This is a genomic window from Roseibium sp. LAB1 (assembly GCF_054658235.1).
In genome coordinates, this window is sequence record NZ_BAAGIB010000003.1 from 537,897 (window position 1) to 555,603 (window position 17,707).

Sequence of the window (17,707 nt, forward strand, 5' to 3'; positions counted from 1 at the left end):
TCCACATCCAGAGGACTGAAAAGTCCTCTGGATGTGGCTGTAATGCGATTCAGGCTTCGTGGAGGGGAATCTCGAGGCTCGATGAGGTATCCTTCGGAGCTGGCGGCGCAAGCTGGCCGTGCACAGTCAGCCTCAATGGACGTTATTTGATCGCAGTGATGGCGGCCCATTGGGTTGGCTTGCGGTCGTAACCACTTCCCAGCCAGGTTTCTGTTTCCAGGATGCGCCAGGGGGCCATCTCTCTCCAGACCGTGGCCAGTTCTTCCAGAGACAGGAAGTTGTAGTAGCGGCCAAGCGCGTCAGTGCCTTCGTTGGTACCGACTTTGAAGCTGGCCCAGACTACCCCGTTGTCGCGCAATGCTCGATGGATTCTCTCAATCACATCGCCGAGGTCAGCTCTGGGGGCGTGGGTCAGCGCAGCGCAGGCGTAGACGCCGTCATAAAGCTCGACGGCGTCGAGTTCGTCAAACAACATGGTCTTAACCGGCTGGCCTAACCGTTGCGAAGCTATCGCTGCGAGTTCGGAAGAGCCATCAGTCGCATCCAGTGCAAAGCCGGACTTGAGTATGGCTTCAGCGTCCACACCTCCTCCGGTTCCCAGTTCCAGAATTTTACCCTCTGCTTTGCAGCGCTTCAGGAAGACGGGCAATCTGGGATTGGGCGTCTCCTTGTTGCCAACATATTCCCTGGCAGTGGTGTTATAAAAATTCACTGTTTTGCTGGTCATACGTGACAGTCGATCTCCATTGGCTTTCGATCTCGAACTCGCAGAGTCTGAAGTTGTGACAGCTGTTTGCGGCGCCAAGTTGGCTTGGAAGGGCCGTCTTGAAAAAGGTTTGGTTCGTGCCAGGGTTTGGGGGGGCACATGGCTCGCGGTAAAGCTTGCTCAGAAGCACAAAGTGTGTGGACGCCCTGGTGCATGCGCCGTGTCACGAAGGGAGCATGCCCTTCGCTTCAAGCGTTGTTCGTGTTGCTTCATTGAGATCGTATTTGCCGAGATCTTCGGGAAGGACCCATGCGAAGTCCTCGAATTCGTCATTGATGGAAACGTTGCGGTTGGCCGCTCTGCAATCAAATATAAGATAAATCATGTAAATTTCTTCGGTCGTTCCGTCCGGGTAGGTCTTCGTCCTGACGTCGTCGCGGAACGTCCATGGCTGCACTGTTTCAATCGTCAGACCGGAGCCCAGCTCCTCTGCGATTTCCCGAAGCAGCCCCTCTGTAATTCGCTCACCCTGTTCCAAACCACCACCGGAAAGCGCCCATTGACCCGGAAAGACCCCCCGGTCGCCTGGCATCTTGCACAGAAGGTACGCACCTTCATTTTCGATCAAGGGGCAAACAATAATTCTTTGACGCATGTCTTTCTCGATCTATCTGATTGTTCGAGGATATTTCTGTTTCTCAAATCGTTGCGATGGCTGCATTTGTCGCAATGTGGCCGGCACTGAATGGCGGCAATCTACCGTTCCCTCAACCTATTCATGGTGGGGTGGACACGCTGCAAGCGTTGGGCCGTTGATGGGTGTCCCGGAAGGCGACGGCCTGTGCATCCCCGAACCCTTCATACGCCTTGTCCGGCAGGGATGACACTGGAGGAGCGCCGCCAAGGACAGGCGGTTCTGCTTGCATCAGACGCCGGACGTTCATCGGAGAGGCGGCAGTCCTCTGGTGACACCTTCCTGCAGCACAGCCGGGTCGTAGGCCTTGCGGGAAAAGACCTCGCGCACCAGCGGCTCGAAGCTTTCCAGCGTGTCCGTTTCATAGTCGGGATCGAAGGACGACTGGTCCCAGCGTTCGCAAAAGTCGGCGCAGGCCTGGAAGTGCATGTGATCCTTGAACCGGTCGCGGGCGTTTTCGTCCCAGCCATAGTGGCGGCCGTAGTAGAGCATCTGGAAGATGCCGTGATGTTCCACCACCCAGGCAACCTCGTCGCGCACGAAGGGCCGGATGACCTCGGCTGAGAACCGGTCGTGGTTCTGCGGAGCCAGCCCGTCGCCGATGTCGTGCAGAAGCGCACCGACAATCCAGTCGATATCCGCGCCTTCCCGCCTCGCGCGGGTCGCGGCCTGCAGGCCATGCTGCATGCGGGTGATCTTGTAGCCGGACAGCGTGTCCTCGTTCTGGCGTTTCAGCTCGGCCAGGATCCGTTCCGGTGTCAGGGCGTGATAGGGACGCTCCGCTTCCGCCAGCAGTTCGTAGTCTTCCCTGGTGCCGTCTTTCATCTGGGTGAAGGATACGGTTTTCATGGCGCACGCTCCTGTTTTGCGAGAGTGTGCGCCAGGGCTTCCGAAAAAGTCCAGACAGGAAACATCCTGCTCCTGCCTGGCTCCACTGCTCAGTTGGACGCCGGTGCCGGCATATCCGGCAGCACTGCTTCGACCGCAAGACCGAGCGACAGGAGATGCCGGTCGGAGAAGGCGGGGCCGTCAAGTTCAAGGCCCACGGGCAGGCCCTCCGATGTCAGCCCTGCGGGCAACGACAGGCCGGGAATTCCGGCAACCGATCCCGGATCGGTGTTGCGGATGAAGGTTGGGAAGGTCGGCACGTCTTCGCCATTCAGCGACACTGTCTCATCGGATCCGGAGATAGGCTGTGCGGGCAGAGGGGTTGTCGGGAAAACCAGCGCGTCCAGCTTGTTGGCTGCAAAGACCTCCGCATATCCGGCCTGGATCAAGGGGCGCATGTCGTCCATTGCCTCCCGGTAGACAGCATCGGGGATCGCCTCGTTGCCCAGTACCAGATTGTCAAAGACGAATTTGACATCCGGGCTCGCAACCTCATCGGCTATGTCCTGCAACCCCAGCCCGGTTTCGTGGGTCTGCAGAAAAGCGGCAAGATCCCGTTTCACTTCCCACAATGCAATCGGGAAACCGGCTTTTCCGGCAAGCCCAAGCTCAGTGCTGATATCGACGGGAACAAGGGTCACGCCAGCGTTCTTCAACTTTTCCAGCGCTTCCTTGAAAAGGCGATCCGTCTCCGGCGACAGGTTTTCCGTCAGAACTCCTGGAACCCCAAGACGGACCGTGCCGAGGTCGGCGGGCTCGATCGGTGACATGCTGCCTGTGATCACCGCATCGAGGAGGACCAGATCGGCGACAGTCCTTGCAATCGAGCCGGGTGTGTCGCGGGTTGCGGAAATCGGCACGATACCTTCTGCCGGATAACGGCCGGTGGTCGGGCGCAGACCGGAGACACCGTTGAGCGCCGAGGGAATGCGCACCGAACCGCCCGTGTCGGTTCCAAGGCCGGCAGGCGCCAGCCGGGCACCGACTGCTGCTCCGGTGCCACCGCTTGACCCGCCGGCAAAGCGGCCCGGATCATAGGCATTTGCAACGGCACCGAAGGCAGCATTGTTCGAGGTGATGCCGAAGGCAAGTTCATGAAGGTTGGTCTTGCCGAGCAGGATGGCGCCTGCATCCCGCAGCTTCTTCAGAACCGGTGCGTCCTCCCCGGGCACCCATTCCTTCAGTGCGGGCGTTCCGCCAGTGGTCGGCAGGCCAGCGGCGGCAATATTGTCCTTCACGACGATCGGTACACCGTGCAGCGGGCCAAGTGTATCCCCTGCCTTCACGCTTTCATCCGCGGCTGCCGCAGCCGCCAGAGCCCCTTCGGTGTCGAAGGTAATGTAGACGTTTCCCGGGTCATCCCCGGTTTTGGCAATCAGAGCTTTGACGAGTTCCGTGGCGCTCAGCGTCCGTTCGGCGATGGCGCTTGCCGTCTCCGTCGCACTCATGGTGGTGATGTCTTCCGCAGACTGGGCGGGGCAGGCCAAGGCGGCCGCGATTGCGGTCAGTCCGGCTGTGAGATGCACTTTCATTTCGTTCCCCTTCTTGTGCATGAGGGAAACAGCAAACGCCTGCGTCTTGTGCTGTGCATCCTCCAAAATGAGGAGGCGGACGCCTTTATTGCAGCGAGCACCGCGCGTTGATGCTTGCGAGCAGTTCTGCCCGGCTTTTTACTCCTGACCTTTGAAACACGGCCTTGAGGTGGGAGCGGACGGTGGTAACGGAGATTTCCAGATCGGCCGCTATGTCGCGGTCACGCTTGCCCTTGCTCAACAGGCGTAGCACGTCCTGCTCCCGGCTGGTGAGCCCGTGGTGTGTCGCCCAAGCTGTCAGCCGTCGTCGAGGATCAGCATCATGCTGTTTGCGTTCGTGATTCTGCATGTTCGCGAGGGCTTGCCCGAAAGATCTGCCGATTGCGTTGAGAATTTCCAGGTCGCGCTGCTGGAAGGTTTCCTTGCCGGCTCCGCGCCAGATGCGCAGATCGCCCAGATGACCGGTCGCCGCATAGGCATGGAAGTTCATGCCCTGATGCAAGCCATCCCGCGCCAGAAAGTCGTTGTAGAATTCGGTGCGCAGGAAGTCTTCGCGGGAAATGACCTGGTCGAGGTGGGTGGCGCGCCTGCACATGCGGAACCTGGGTGTAATCGGATCGCAGTGCTGGAAATGGTGCTGGTAGGCGGCGAGATTGCTCTCGTCCATGTTCAGGAACACGCCGTCCGTGTCACCGTCGGTCCTTGTCCAGACGTAGGAGGCAAAGTAGTCCGCCTCCAGAAGGTCCAGCAAGCGGGTGCCAAGCTGCAGCCTGAGTTGCCGTGCGTCCTGGATGGCGATCATGTCCTGCATGATTGCAAACAGCAGGTTTGTTTCCCGGCCCGAAAGCGTTGTCAGCATGCCGACCCTCCTCCTGCATCATGGTAGCCGGGTAGAGGAGATCCGTCATCCAAAAGGATCGGGTCGATCCGGCAGCTTATTTCGGCATCAGGGCCCAGTAATCGAAATCGAGCACCACTTCCGGCAGGTAGTTGCCCTCATGGTCCTGGCCCGGAAAATCATGGCAGGGCCGGTTCTTGGTTGCGACGAGGCGCAGGCGCAGCGCGCCGACATCCGAGCGTCCGTCAATATCTGCCTTGTCCAGCACTTCCGACCAGGCATATACCGTGTCGCCTGCTGCCAGCGGCCCGACGTGGCGGCCGCCATTGATGCCGGCAATATGAAATGCGTTGCCCAGTCCGTTGAACGACAGTGCGCGGGCAATGGAAATCACGTGACCGCCATAGACCAGACGGTGGCCGAAGCGGTTGTGAGCTTCCGTATGCTGGTTGAAATGTACCTTGGCGGTGTTCTGGTAAAGCCGCGTCGCGAGCTGATGCTCGGCTTCCTCCACCGTTATGCCGTCGACATGGTCGATCTTCTCGCCAATCTCGTAGTCGTCGAACCGGTATTCGGATCCGGCCAGATCGTTGTCCCAGTTGGCGGTGTCGAGCAGCGGCACGGCCGTGCCGAGAGACTGCGGGTCGAGTGCGGCGGGAAGTTCCGGTACCACCGGTTCCGGTGCCGGATTTGCGGCAACACGCTTGTTGACCATCACCCAGCGGACATAGTCGAGCACCTCGGTGCCGTTGGCGGTATAGCCGGTCGAGCGTACATAGACGACGCCGGTCTTGCCGTTGGAATTCTCCTTCTTGCCGATCACCTCGGAGACGGTGGAGATCGTGTCGCCCGGGAACACCGGCGCCAGGAAGCGGCCGCCCGCGTAGCCCAGATTGGCGACGGCATTCAGCGAGATGTCCGGAACGGTCTTGCCGAAGACGATGTGAAAGGTCAGCAGGTCGTCGACGGGGGCGTGGGAATAGCCGAGCGATTTTGCGAAAGCGTCTGACGACTGGACCGCGAAACGAGAGCCGTAAAGCGCTGTGTAGAGCGCCTGGTCACCAGTGGTGACGGTGCGCGGCGTTGCATGGCGGATCACCTGACCCACCTCGAAGTCCTCGAAGAAATTGCCGCGATTGGTCTTGCTCACCTGTGCCTCCCGGTTCTGATTTGCCGGAGAGGATTAAGCCCGCTGCGGTGCACACAAGCAAGTCAGACGTTTTGCCGATGAGTCGTGAATCCGGTTTGATGCTACCAGCTTGGCATTTTGCACCGGAAAATGCCTGGAAGAAGCCCTGCTATTTGCCGGCCGGGTCGGGCAGCGCGCCGCAGAAGCCGCCGCTGGGGGCGGTGCCGGACCCCAGGGCTAGAAGCTTCGGGGCCTTGTAGGGGTTGGGCGGTGTCGCGGACGCATCCAGGGCGATCATTGCGGCAAGCCCTGCGAGAGCGATGGAGGCCGTTACCAGACGGGTCATGATCTTGCCTCCAGCTTCAAAAGCGGGCGCAGTTTCACGCCGTAGATCGAGCCGGCGAACGCTGCCGCGAACCAGACCCAGCCGTGCAGGCTGCCCGTTGAAATGCCGGAAAAGAACGCGCCGACATTGCAGCCGAAAGCAAGGCGGGAGGAATAGCCCAGCAGAAAACCCGCGACCATCGCAGCAAGCCATGCCTGCAGGGGCAGCCTCTGGATCTTCTGCGACAGGCCGCCGTTTCGCCAGCCGGCAACCAGAAAGGCGCCCAGGATGATGCCGATATTGGTGAGCGAGGTGTAGTCTGTCAGCAGGCTATGGGTCAGGCGCTCGACGGATGCGGGTGCGCTCCAGAATGCCGATCCGGACAGGTCCACACCTGCGGCGGAGGCTGCTTTTGCCGCCCACAGCCCCAGGCCGTATACGACGCCCCAGGGTTGGCCGGCCACGATCAGGTTCAGAATGGCAAGGGCAGCCAGCAGGGTGGCTGCAGCAATCAGCCGGCGTGGCAGGCGCCGGTGTTCGGGAGCCGCCAGCTTCCAAAGCACTGCGGCAATTGCCGAAAGCCCCAACCAAGTGATTACCGCGCCCTGCCAGCCGGACAGGGTCAGAACAGGCAAGGCACCAAGGTCTGTCCACCAGATAAGGTGATAGGCCCCGGCAAAGCTGCCGATGGCAAAGAAGGGTAGGGCAACGAGGGAAATCGCATTACCGGATCCTGCGTTGACCAGGGTGCCGGACCCGCATCCCAGCACCACCTGCATGGCGGCACCGAACACGAAGGCTCCCGCAATCATGGCAAAGCCGATCGGTCCCTGAGCACCGCTCAGCTCGCCCTGGTTCGCGGCAAGCAGCGGAAAGGCCACTAGCGAGACAAGGGCAATCGACAGAAGCTGTGCCCACAGGCCGCCCGGGTCCCGGCGCAGGATCATCGCCCGCCAGGGGCCGGCAAAGCCGAAGCGCAGACCTTCCAGCACGATGCCGAAGCCAAGACCGACGGCAAGCAGCAAGCCGTAACGTCCACCGACCAGAAGGGCGGTGGCCAACACGGCTGCGAGGGCGACCAAAACAAGACCGCCGCGGCGCCAGATTGGCGTCGCAGCGGTTGTGTGAATATTTACGGCAGTGGTCACGTCAGTTCAGTATCTGGTTGATCAGGTTCTGCACGAGACCCGGCGTGTTCGCCATCTCGTTTCCGGACTGGGAATATTCGACCATGGAGCCTGCGTAAAGCTTGGCGTTTTCAACGCCGGCCACTTCGGACACGGCAAACCAGTGCGCAGCGGCCCAATGGCCGGTGTTGCAGAAGGAGACCGTATTCTTGCCGTCTTCAACACCAAGCGAGGCTTTCAGCGCGGCCGGATCGATGGCAGTGGACATCGCCGGCGAGCCTTCCTTGAAGAAGGTCGTGTAGGTGTGGTTGATGGCGGTCGGCAGGGTTCCGGGGCGCGCTGCCGCGTCATGCGCCTTCCTGCCGTTGAAGAAGTCAGCCGGGCGGGCATCGACCAGAAGTGCGTTGGATTCGCCTGCAGCCACTGCGGCAACGTCCGCCGTGGTGGCGAGCCACGTGTCGTCAAACGTCAGCTCCAGCTCGCTCGGAAAGGCGGATTCGGGCGTGGAATTGACTGGCAGTCCAGCGGCTTTCCAGGATTCCAGGCCTCCGTTCAGGATCGACAGATCGGTGAAGCCGGTTGATTTCAAGGTCCAGTAAACCCGGGCAGCGGAGCCGAAGTCGGTATCGGTCTTGCCTTCGGACAGGATGACGATGGGCGTATCCTGTTCGAGGCCGAGTTCTTCCAGTTCGGCTTCCAGCTTTTCAAGGTCCACAAGGCCGCCGGGATTTTCAGCTGGTCCACGGAACATGCGGTAAGGGGCAAACAGGGCACCGTCGGCATGACCCTTCTCGTATCCGGCATTGCGGATGTCCAGCAACACCGGCTCCACGGTGTCCAGCGACGCGGACAGCTCTGCGGGGTCCACCAGCGGGCCGAAAGTTGCGGCAGCGGCGGATGTGGCGAGGCTTGCGGTCATCGCCAATGCGAGAGCGATATGTTTCATGGCTTCAGCCTTTCTTGCGCGCGTCCGCCTTGAGGCCACGCGCGTTATTTCGATTGCCGAAGTTTAGGAAATTCCCGTGCATTGGGCGTGGGATGGCGTTTCAAATTCAGTCGTGGGGCTGACATTTTAAACCAAGGCGGACAATTGGCGTGGCAATTGGTTGCGGTCAGGCTTGCTGACGGTTGCCTGTCCTGTGCTTTGCCGGCGAACGATCCGGACGAGTGAAAGAAGGCGTGCATAGGCAAACCTCAACCTGCGGAAGCGCGAAGCGCTGTCTCGAAGGATGGGGCACTTGCTCCGAAAATGCCGTCCATGCTTCGAGACGGACCTGCGGCCCTCCTCAGCATGAGGGAAAAATCGAACTGGCCGAAAAAACATAAAAAAAGCCCGGGACATTGCCCGGGCTTTTTCAGGTTCTTCAAATCGGGCTTATGCCGATTCCTTGTTCGCCGCGCGGTCGGCGCGCTTGCGCTCATGCGGGTCGAGAATGGCCTTGCGCAGGCGGATGGAGTCCGGGGTGACTTCCACCAGCTCGTCGTCTGCGATGTAGGAGAGTGCCGCTTCCAGGGTCAGCTTCTTCGGCGTGGTCAGCTTGACCGCGTCGTCCTTGCCGGCAGAGCGGATGTTGGTGAGCTGCTTGCCCTTCAGGACGTTCACTTCCAGGTCGTTGCCGCGGGTGTGCTCGCCGATGATCATGCCCGGATACACCTTTGTGCCCGGATCGATCATCATCGGGCCGCGGTCTTCCAGGTTGAACAGCGCATAGGCAACGGCTTCACCGGTGCCGTTGGACAGGAGCACGCCGGTATGGCGGCCCTGGATCGGGCCCTTGTGCGGCTCGTAGCCATGGAACAGGCGGTTGAAGATCGCGGTGCCGCGGGTGTCCGACAAAAGCTCGGACTGGTAGCCGATGAGGCCGCGGGTCGGGGCGTGGAACACCAGACGGGTGCGGCCGCCGCCGGACGGCTTCATTTCCAGAAGGTCGGCCTTGCGTTCCTGCAGCTTCTGAACCACGACGCCTGAATGTTCTTCATCGACGTCGATGATGACTTCCTCGATCGGCTCCAGGCGGTTGCCGGCATCGTCATACTGATAGACAACGCGCGGACGGCCGACGCCGAGTTCAAAACCCTCGCGACGCATGTTCTCGATCAGGATTGCCAGCAGAAGTTCGCCGCGTCCGGATACAACGAAAGCGTCCGGCTCAGCGGTATCTTCAATCTTCAGCGCGACGTTGCCCTCGGCTTCCTTCTTCAGGCGGTCGCGGATAACGCGGGACTGAACCTTGGAGCCTTCGGTGCCGGCCAGCGGGCTGTCGTTGACCCGGAAGGTCATGGACAGTGTCGGCGGATCGATTGGCTGTGCCTGCAGGGACTCGGTGACCGACGGTGCACACAGCGTGTCGGCAACGGTTGCCTTGGTCAGGCCCGCGATAGCGACGATGTCGCCCGCTTCACCCTTTTCGATCGGCTGGCGTTCCAGACCCCGGAAAGCGAGGATCTTGGAGATGCGGCCGTTTTCCACCAGGCTGCCGTCACGGGCAAGCGCCTTGATCGGCATGTTCGGCACAGCGGTGCCGGATACGATGCGACCGGTCAGGATGCGGCCCAGGAACGGGTCGGATTCGATCGTGGTTGCCAGAATGCGGAAATCACCCGGCTGGGCTTCCGGCGGAGACACCTTGTCCAGAACCATGTCGAAGAGCGGATCCATGCTGTCCTGCGGGCCGGTCGGCTCGAGCGCCATCCATTCCTGTTTGGCGGAACCGTAAAGGACCGGGAAGTCGAGCTGGTCTTCATTGGCGTCGAGGGCTGCGAAGAGGTCGAAGACCTCGTCCAGCACTTCATCGGCGCGCTGTTCCGGCTTGTCGATCTTGTTGATCGCGACGATCGGTTTCAGGCCGAGCTTGAGTGCCTTGCCGAGAACGAACTTGGTCTGCGGCATCGGGCCTTCGGCGGCATCCACCAGAAGGATCACACCGTCGACCATGTGCAGAATACGCTCGACCTCGCCGCCGAAGTCGGCGTGGCCCGGGGTGTCGACGATGTTGATGCGGGTGTCTTTCCAGACCAGCGAGGTGACCTTGGCAAGAATGGTGATGCCGCGTTCACGCTCGATGTCGTTGGAGTCCATCATCCGTTCTTCGGTGCGCTGGTTGTCGCGAAAGGCGCCGGATTGCTTGAGAAGAACGTCGATGAGAGTGGTTTTGCCATGGTCAACGTGCGCGATAATGGCAATATTACGAAGGTTCATGAGTGGCTCCAAAAGACAGAACGGGCCCTTGGGGACCCGCAGCTTGTCTGGAAGTTGAATTGCTATGGATCGGCATCCGCGCCGAATTTGGCGCCTTTATACGTGGCGCGAGGGAATTGTGCAACGCAATGTCACATCTGCGCATTGACAGCGGTTCCAGAACCGCCGTATTCGTAAGGTAACCTTACTAAAATGAGGCGGCGATGGGACTTCCTACTCCGAATGTCGGCATCACCATGCTGGTCGTCGATCTGGCACGGTTGCTGCGGCGGAACTTCGAAGCGGAATTATCCAAGGTCGACACTGGTCTGACCGCCGGCGAGGCGCGTACGCTGTTTTATGTCTGGCGCCATCCGGGCCAACGGCAGGCTGTTCTGGCAGATGCGATGTATGTCGAGCCGATGACCCTGGTCGGGTACCTCGACACGCTCGAAAAAGCCGGATTGATCAAACGCTGCCAGGATCCGAACGACCGTCGGGCCAAGATGATCGAGCTGACGCCGTTGGCCGATCCGTTGCTTGAAAGAATAGGGACTGCCCTGCAAGCAGTACGCTCCAAGGCGCTTGAGGACATTCCCGCCGATCAACGGCAGATACTGGAAGCACTTCTGCAGACCATGAAGGACAGCCTGCTGCAGGAGGTTTCCAAAGGGAAACAGAAATGACCGCCGACAGCTCGATCATGAGCGCCAGACGTACTTCGCTACTCGGGGCCGGGCTCGTCGCCATCGGCCCCATTTCGATGGCACTTTATACCCCGGCCATGCCGGCCCTTGTCGAAGCCTTCGGTACCACCGATTCAGCAGTCAAGCTTACCTTGACGGCCTATTTCGCCGGTTTTGCCGTTACTCAGCTTGTCTGCGGACCGCTGACGGACGCTTTCGGACGCAAGCCGGTCACGATTGCCTTCCTGATCCTTTACCTGATCTCCAGCGTGCTGGCGACCTTCTCTCCGACCGTCGAGTTCATGGTGTTCGCCCGTGCGCTTCAGGGTGTCGGCGCCGCGGTAGGCATCGCGGTCTCGCGTGCCATTGTCCGCGATCAGTTCACCGGACAGGCCTCCGCCAAGATCATGAATACAATCGCGATGATGCTGGCCCTGGGGCCGGCGATCTCGCCCACCATCGGCGGCATCGTGCTGGAGCTGTTCGGCTGGCAGGAAGTGTTCTGGTGCATGGTGATCTACGGCGCACTGCTGATGATTGCCGTGCTTGTCTTTCAGGTCGAGACCAATCCAAAGCCGGGCAAGCATCACCTCAATCCGCGGCAACTGGCGATCAATTACACCACATTGCTGAAAGATCCGAGGTTCCTGGCGCCAAGCCTTCTCATCGGCTTCGGCCTCGGCAACCTGTATGCGCTGGCAACCGTTCTGCCTTTCATCCTGATCTATGAGGTCGGCCTCACGCCGTCCGCCTTCGGGCTGACTATGATCATTCAGTCGGGCTCCTTCATTTCTGGAACCATCCTGACCGGCCGCCTCCTGCGCTTCATCGAAGCCCGCAAGCTGGTGCCCTATGGGCTCGGGCTCTGGGTCGTTGCGTCGACGCTGATGTGCTACGTCACGCTGACTCATGAGCCGACGATCCTGACGGTGATGGGGCCGGTGGCGCTGTTCACATTCGCGCTGGCACTGGTGCTGCCGGCAAGCTTCACCGAGTCCATGGCCCCTTTCCCGCATATGGCAGGGGCGGCATCTTCCATGCTCGGCTTTCTTCAGTTCGGCGGTGGTATCGTCGCCAGCCTCTTGATTGCGGCGCTCGGCGAACCGATCCTGGGGCTTGCCTTCATTCTGCCGGGTATGCCCATCGTCGGTATCATTCTCTATCTGATCCTGCGCAATCAGATCCGGCAACCTGCTGCGGCGGCGGAGTAGAAAAATCAAACGGGCCGGTTTCCCGGCCCGCTCTTTTGTCTGAAAAACTTGATCAGGCCTTACGAACCGGATCCAGCGTGACGGTGTGCAGTTCGACGTCGTCACGGTCCATCAGGCGTACGGTGAGCTGTTCGCTCTGGCCGTCGATATCCACCAGGCCAAAGAACTGAAGCCCCATGGACGGCGGCAGGTTGGCTCCCTGTTCGGCGGTCGGTGCCTTGATGTATTTCAGCTCCGGGCCGAAGGTCATGTCGAGATCGTTCGGACCGAAGGTGCCGGCATGGATCGGGCCGGAGACGAATTCCCAGAACGGTTTGAAGTCCTGGAACTGGGCCTTGTCCGGATTGTAGTAATGCGCGGCGGTGTAGTGCACGTCGGCGGTCAGCCAGACGATGTTGTCGATATCGGCCGTCTTGATGAAGCGCAGCAGATCGGCAATTTCCAGTTCGCGGCCCTTTGGAGCGCCATGATCGCCATTGGCGACTGCTTCGGCACCGGCCTGGTCCTTCCAGTTGTCCCAGACGATCAGGCCAATCGGCATGTCGCAGGCGATTACCTTCCAGGTGGCGTTGGAATTCAGCAGTTCGCGCTTCAACCAGGCAAGCTGCTCGGCGCCGAGGATGCGCGAGGCAGGCGTCATGCTGTCTTCCATCGAGGCGCCGTTCGGGCCGCGATAGGAGCGCAGGTCCAGGAAAAACACATCCAGCAGCGGACCATAGGCGATCTTGCGATAGACGCGGCCCGGTTCGGCCGGTGCATAGCGGATCGGGGTCAGTTCGTGGAAAGCCCGGCCGGCACGGGCGGCCAGCAGGTGGATGTTCTTTTCGCTGTAGCGGTCGTCGGACAGGAGATCCTTGGAAGACGACCAGTTGTTGACGACTTCGTGGTCGTCCCACTGGAAGAAGGTCGGAACTTCCGCGTTGAACGCCTTGAGGTTCTCGTCCAGGAGATTGTATTTCCACTGGCCGCGATATTCGTCCAGCGTCTCGGCAACCTTGGATTTTTCTTCCGTGACGATGTTCTTCCAGACAGTACCGTCCTTCAGGTCGACCGTTTCCTTCACCGGGCCGTCGGCATAAATCGTGTCACCGGAGTGGATGAAGAAGTCCGGCTGATGCTTTGCCATTGTGGCATAGGTCTTCATGCCGCCGCGGTCAGTATCGATCCCCCAGCCCTGGCCGGCAGTGTCGCCCGACCAGGCGAAGCGGATGTTGCGGCGAGAGGCGGGAGCCGTGCGAAAGCGGCCGGTCATCGGCTCTGACACCGCATTGACGTCGTTCAGGTCGGCAAAGGCGACGCGGTAGAAGATGTCCTGATCGGACGGCAGATTCTCAAGCAGACGCTTGACGGCGAAATCCGAGTCGGGAAGCGCATTGATAGGGGCAAGGCGTCGCGGCGTTTCGAAGGTTCCGGTGGCGTCGACTTCCACCAGCATTTTTGCCGGACGATCCGACCGCGCCCAGATCATGCCGGAATTGGCGTCAACGTCACCAGACTGCAGGCCATGCGTGATCTGCGGGCGCGAGGCTGCGCGCGACAGGCCGGGCATGGCGAGCGGCGAGGATAGCACCAGACCAGTGGCAACCGATGATTTCAGAAAATTGCGTCGAGAAACTTTTGAAGACATTTTCAAGCTCCGTGGCTGAGGACCGCAGGGGCGAGTCCCTTGGCAAAAACATCAGGTGCTGAAGCTCCGTGACAGACGGATGTCCGTTCCAAGACCGTTTCCCGAATTTTTGATGACGGTGTGTTCGGATTGCAGAAAACCGCTACGGAACGATTGAACCTCCAAATTGCTTCCAAATCGTGATCGTCCACAGCCTTGGGGTGGGGTCAAGCAGGGCGAGGTCGCTTTAGTGCCGCTTGACCGTCGGTGCCAGACGCGCCAAACACGTGCCTGACCGTCAAAAGGACGCCATGATGCCGACCCCGACAGCCTATCAACCGCCTCGTTTTGCAGGTGGAAGTCAACGCCCCCACGTGATGGGGATCTTGAACGTGACCCCGGATTCCTTTTCCGACGGTGGACGCCATGCGACCGCCGGCGCCGCACTGCGGCGCGCGCAGGAAATGATTCTGGAGGGTGCCGACATTCTGGATGTCGGCGGGGAAAGCACGCGGCCGGGTTCGGAGCCGGTGCCGCTGGACCTGGAATGGTCGCGGCTCGATCCGATCCTCGATGAGGTGATCGCCATGGGGACGCCGGTTTCCATCGATACCTACAAGGCCGAAATCGCCCGCCGCGCCTGTGCCGCAGGCGCTGTCATCGTCAATGATGTCTGGGGTCTGCAAAAGGATCCGGCCATGGCGGATGTCGTTGCCGAGGCAGGCGTGCATGTGGTCATGATGCATAACCGTCTTGCCGCCGATGCCGGTCTGGATATTCTTGCGGACATCGACCGGTTCTTCGAAACTTCGATGGAGCTGGCGGAAAAGGCCGGAATCGCCCGGGACAAGCAGATCCTTGATCCGGGCTTCGGTTTCGGCAAGACCATCAATCAGAATTTCATCGTCCTGAACCGTTTCGAAACGCTGCAGAAACACGGTCTGCCGCTGTTGGCGGGCGCGTCGCGCAAGCGCATGATCGGCGCCGTGCTGGAAGCGGAGACGGAAGACCGGCTGTTCGGGTCCGTTGCCGTTCACATGACGGCCATGTTGAAGGGCGCCGCCATCGTGCGGACACATGACGTAAGTCCACATGCCGATTGCGTGCGTATGATCGAGGCAACCCGCCTGGAACGGAACCCTGTCGAATGAATGCTGAAAGTGCGATGGCCGATGCCCCGACCCGCTGTGCGCTCGGGCTTGGATCGAACCTTGGAGATCCTAAGGCCAATCTCGACGAAGCGATCCGGCGACTGGAGGAAACTCCCGGCATCATGCTGGTGTCCCGCTCCTCCGACTACCGCACGCCGCCCTGGGGGCCGGTGCCACAGGACGATTTCCGCAATTGCTGCGTGGTGATCGACACGACCTTGAGCCCGCAGGCGCTGTTGAAACGCTGTCTTGAAATCGAGACCGAACTCGGTCGCGTGCGCGATGTGCGCTGGGGACCGAGGACGCTGGATATTGATGTTCTGATCTATGGTCTGCAAAGGGTTGCCGAAAACGACCTCGAAATACCTCATCCACGCATGGGCGATCGTGCCTTCGTTCTGATCCCGCTTGCCGAAATCTGGCCAGACGCCCCCCTCGGCGACGGTCGCACAGCAATGGAAGCATTGGAAACCTGTCCGGATCAGGACGGTGTGGTGAGGCTCTGACGGCAGCGGTCTGCCGCGAGTGGGGTGGGCCTAATCGGGTTTCCTTTGGAAAATTTCAACCAAAGACGTCCTAAACTGTCGAAAACGGGGCGAGCTTCATGTCCGCCATTTTCAGTCGGCATGTCGTTGCAGGGGGCAGGGTTGTGATTGGCAAGGTCAGACAGTTCTATCTGGGGGCGCTCAGATCGGAGGATCTGAACACCCGCTTTGGTGGTCCACTGTTCGTTTTCATTCTGCTTTCCATGTCACTGCTTCTCCTTGCAACCTGGATTCGCGACGACGGCGGTGCGTTTACTTTCGCGCATAGCGTTGGCGTTGCGGAAAACGAGGATTTCGCCGCCTTCTACCGCGCTGGCGAAATGGCGCGGCTCGGCATTGCGTCCGATGCCTACGATTACTACAGGTTCACGGCGGCATTCTCAGAGAGCAACAAATTCCTGTTCTTCCTGAACCCTCCTCATGCCTTTCTGTTCTTCGAGCCGCTCACGTACCTCGATTACCCGGGTGCGAAAGCCGTCTTCATGGTGCTGAGTGTACTTTGTCTGCTGATGTCCATTCACATGACCCGGCTCAAGCTCGGTCTGTGGCCCTATGTCTTCGTGCTCCTGTCAAGCGGGACTTTATATTCGTTTCAGCTCTTGCAACTTTCTCCGATTACGACGTTCCTGCTTCTGTTCGCCCTGCTGTTCAGCCGCACGCGGCCAGTGCTGGCGGGACTCGCCCTGGCTGTGCTCACGATAAAGCCGCAGTACGGTATTCTTGCGCCTGTCTTCCTTGCAGCCAATCGGGATTGGCGTGCCTTTGCGGTCGCCGCACTTGGAACCTGCGGGCTGATTGCGCTGTCCATCGCCGTCTACGGCCTTGAGGTCTGGCAGGCATTCTTTACGTCTCTGTCGAGCGGCGTGCACGCGGTTCAGTTCGAGGTGCTGCACAACATGATGGTGACAGTCGGGAATTCTCTCGGAAAATTCGGTGTGGAACCCGCTTTCAGAAAGGCGTTGCAACTGTTGGCCATATTGTGTCTTGGGGTGGCAGTCTGGTTTCTTGCGCGACGCCGCCCTAGGGAAGAAGCCGTGGCCTTCTGCCTGCTGGGAATGTGCCTGGCAGCACCGTCTTTCCTGTTCTACGACTGGTTAATCTACTCTATGGCTCTGCTCCTGCTGGTCAAGGTCAGACCCAATTGGCCAATCGCCCTTCAGGCAGCCGCCGGACTGCTCTGGTGCGCGCCTGTCCTGCATGACATTGTCGACAAGTATGACCCCACCGCGGCATTCTACTTTTCAGGTTCTATTTTGTTCCTGTCACTCTTGGTTCTAGCGCTCGCCTTTGCCTGCTTCAGGAAAGCCCCTGCAACAGGCAGCGTTGCCAGATGTCAGATTCCGATGGTGCAGGCACCATAGGGTCAGGGTTCCCAAGCCGGGTCACACCGTCGGCTGGCTCTAACAAAGCCCAATAAAACTCTTCATGTGGAACCGCGCATTATCCGGGGCCTGGCGATGCTCCTTGCCAACGGGGCAGGCCAGACGGGCAAGGCAGCCGGTCCAGCAGGCCTGCATCTCGTCTTCCAAAAGGTGCGTCCGGCAGGCCGGAACGTCGTAGCCGGTTTCCAGCGACAGGGCATCTGCCGGGCAGGCGGCGATACAGGGTTTGTCCTTGCAGGCCTCGCAGGGGCCCGGCAGACCGTCAGATGTTTCTGCCCAAAGTGGTTTATTGCTCAGAAAAGCCGCACGGAAACCGGTCCAGGGGCCGTAGGTCCGGTGCGCCAGAACTCCGAGCGGGCTTTGGGAGAAGCCTCCGCATTTCATCGCCCATTGCTGGAAGGGGTAATAGGGCGGGCCTTCGAAGGGAAACACCGGTTCGTAGCCGGATGCCTCGGCAAGGTCCAAAAGGCTGCGCCGCGTGTAGCGGTCGAGCGAGTCCGGTTGGCCGCTCTCATATTCCGGGCTCTGTGTCAGTCGCGGCCAGATCGACGGTCCGGTGCTGCCGATCAGGAGGAGGCTTCGGACCTCCTTGCCGTTTGCAAGAGACGGGACGGCAACAGTGCCGTCGGGCGCAAAGCCACCGAGCAACAAAAAACCGGCGGCAGCAAGGTCCTGTTCGAGTTTTGCTGCCGCCGGTCTTGTCATGTCA

At 60.2% G+C, this 17,707-nt stretch carries 17 protein-coding genes; 5 read left to right on the forward strand and 12 right to left on the reverse strand.

All coding sequences use genetic code 11. The annotated features are described in order from the left end of the window. Positions 1-142: 142 nt before the first annotated feature. The 10 genes from ACYQ54_RS20540 to typA form a co-directional block, all read right to left on the reverse strand. On the reverse strand, positions 143-727 hold the full coding sequence (locus ACYQ54_RS20540; RefSeq protein WP_460085854.1) for a class I SAM-dependent methyltransferase: 585 nt from the start codon (positions 725-727) through the stop codon (positions 143-145). Positions 728-929: 202 nt separating this feature from the next. Continuing rightward, a complete protein-coding gene (nudI, locus tag ACYQ54_RS20545) occupies positions 930-1,361 on the reverse strand; it encodes a nucleoside triphosphatase NudI (RefSeq protein ID WP_460085856.1) in 432 nt (143 codons plus the stop codon). Between the two features lie 285 nt (positions 1,362-1,646). After that, on the reverse strand, positions 1,647-2,249 hold the full coding sequence (locus ACYQ54_RS20550) for an HD domain-containing protein (RefSeq protein ID WP_460085857.1): 603 nt from the start codon (positions 2,247-2,249) through the stop codon (positions 1,647-1,649). Between the two features lie 89 nt (positions 2,250-2,338). Continuing rightward, positions 2,339-3,820 (reverse strand): indoleacetamide hydrolase, encoded by a 1,482-nt coding sequence (gene iaaH, locus ACYQ54_RS20555; protein WP_460085859.1) that lies wholly within the window; start codon positions 3,818-3,820, stop codon positions 2,339-2,341. Positions 3,821-3,905: 85 nt separating this feature from the next. Continuing rightward, entirely contained in the window at positions 3,906-4,679 is a 774-nt protein-coding gene (locus ACYQ54_RS20560; protein WP_460085860.1) for a helix-turn-helix transcriptional regulator, read from the reverse strand. Positions 4,680-4,755: 76 nt separating this feature from the next. Beyond that, complete coding sequence (locus ACYQ54_RS20565) at positions 4,756-5,808, reverse strand: MaoC family dehydratase (RefSeq protein ID WP_460085861.1); 1,053 nt, start codon at positions 5,806-5,808, stop codon at positions 4,756-4,758. A 148-nt stretch (positions 5,809-5,956) separates the two neighbouring features. After that, complete coding sequence (locus tag ACYQ54_RS20570) at positions 5,957-6,133, reverse strand: hypothetical protein (RefSeq protein ID WP_330560974.1); 177 nt, start codon at positions 6,131-6,133, stop codon at positions 5,957-5,959. Beyond that, on the reverse strand, positions 6,130-7,260 hold the full coding sequence (locus ACYQ54_RS20575; protein ID WP_460085863.1) for a YeeE/YedE family protein: 1,131 nt from the start codon (positions 7,258-7,260) through the stop codon (positions 6,130-6,132). Before ACYQ54_RS20575 ends, ACYQ54_RS20570 begins: the two co-directional genes overlap by 4 nt. A gap of 1 nt (position 7,261) precedes the next feature. Next, positions 7,262-8,185 carry a sulfurtransferase gene (locus tag ACYQ54_RS20580; RefSeq protein ID WP_460085864.1) on the reverse strand — a complete coding sequence of 308 codons (924 nt, stop codon included), beginning with the start codon at positions 8,183-8,185 and terminating at the stop codon, positions 7,262-7,264. A gap of 429 nt (positions 8,186-8,614) precedes the next feature. Then, positions 8,615-10,438, reverse strand: a complete 1,824-nt coding sequence (gene typA / locus ACYQ54_RS20585) for a translational GTPase TypA (RefSeq protein WP_460085866.1) — start codon at positions 10,436-10,438, stop codon at positions 8,615-8,617. Positions 10,439-10,641: 203 nt separating this feature from the next. Between typA and ACYQ54_RS20590 the strand changes: the two genes are divergently transcribed. Together ACYQ54_RS20590 and ACYQ54_RS20595 are read left to right on the forward strand one after the other, a co-directional pair. Next, positions 10,642-11,103 carry a MarR family winged helix-turn-helix transcriptional regulator gene (locus tag ACYQ54_RS20590; RefSeq protein WP_460085867.1) on the forward strand — a complete coding sequence of 154 codons (462 nt, stop codon included), beginning with the start codon at positions 10,642-10,644 and terminating at the stop codon, positions 11,101-11,103. Then, the gene (locus ACYQ54_RS20595; protein ID WP_460085868.1) at positions 11,100-12,314 is read left to right on the forward strand and encodes a multidrug effflux MFS transporter; all 1,215 of its coding nucleotides are present in this window, start codon (positions 11,100-11,102) and stop codon (positions 12,312-12,314) included. The genes ACYQ54_RS20590 and ACYQ54_RS20595 overlap by 4 nt, the downstream gene beginning before the upstream one ends. 52 nt (positions 12,315-12,366) lie before the next feature. Here the strand turns inward: ACYQ54_RS20595 and ACYQ54_RS20600 are convergent, their stop codons facing one another. After that, positions 12,367-13,941, reverse strand: coding sequence for an alkaline phosphatase D family protein (locus ACYQ54_RS20600; RefSeq protein ID WP_460085870.1), 1,575 nt, complete (start codon positions 13,939-13,941; stop codon positions 12,367-12,369). A gap of 293 nt (positions 13,942-14,234) precedes the next feature. Here ACYQ54_RS20600 and folP point away from each other — a divergent pair, with 293 nt between their 5' ends. From folP to ACYQ54_RS20615, 3 genes are all read left to right on the forward strand, one after another. Beyond that, positions 14,235-15,071, forward strand: coding sequence for a dihydropteroate synthase (gene folP, locus ACYQ54_RS20605; RefSeq protein WP_460085871.1), 837 nt, complete (start codon positions 14,235-14,237; stop codon positions 15,069-15,071). Continuing rightward, positions 15,068-15,577, forward strand: coding sequence for a 2-amino-4-hydroxy-6-hydroxymethyldihydropteridine diphosphokinase (folK, locus tag ACYQ54_RS20610; protein WP_460085872.1), 510 nt, complete (start codon positions 15,068-15,070; stop codon positions 15,575-15,577). Before folP ends, folK begins: the two co-directional genes overlap by 4 nt. 98 nt (positions 15,578-15,675) lie before the next feature. Continuing rightward, a complete protein-coding gene (locus ACYQ54_RS20615) occupies positions 15,676-16,977 on the forward strand; it encodes a glycosyltransferase family 87 protein (RefSeq protein ID WP_460085874.1) in 1,302 nt (433 codons plus the stop codon). Positions 16,978-17,016: 39 nt separating this feature from the next. On the opposite strand, the gene ACYQ54_RS20620 is transcribed toward ACYQ54_RS20615, so the two are convergent. Next, positions 17,017-17,703: a hypothetical protein gene (locus ACYQ54_RS20620; protein ID WP_460085875.1), complete on the reverse strand. Its 687-nt coding sequence runs from the start codon at positions 17,701-17,703 to the stop codon at positions 17,017-17,019. Positions 17,704-17,707: the final 4 nt, after the last annotated feature.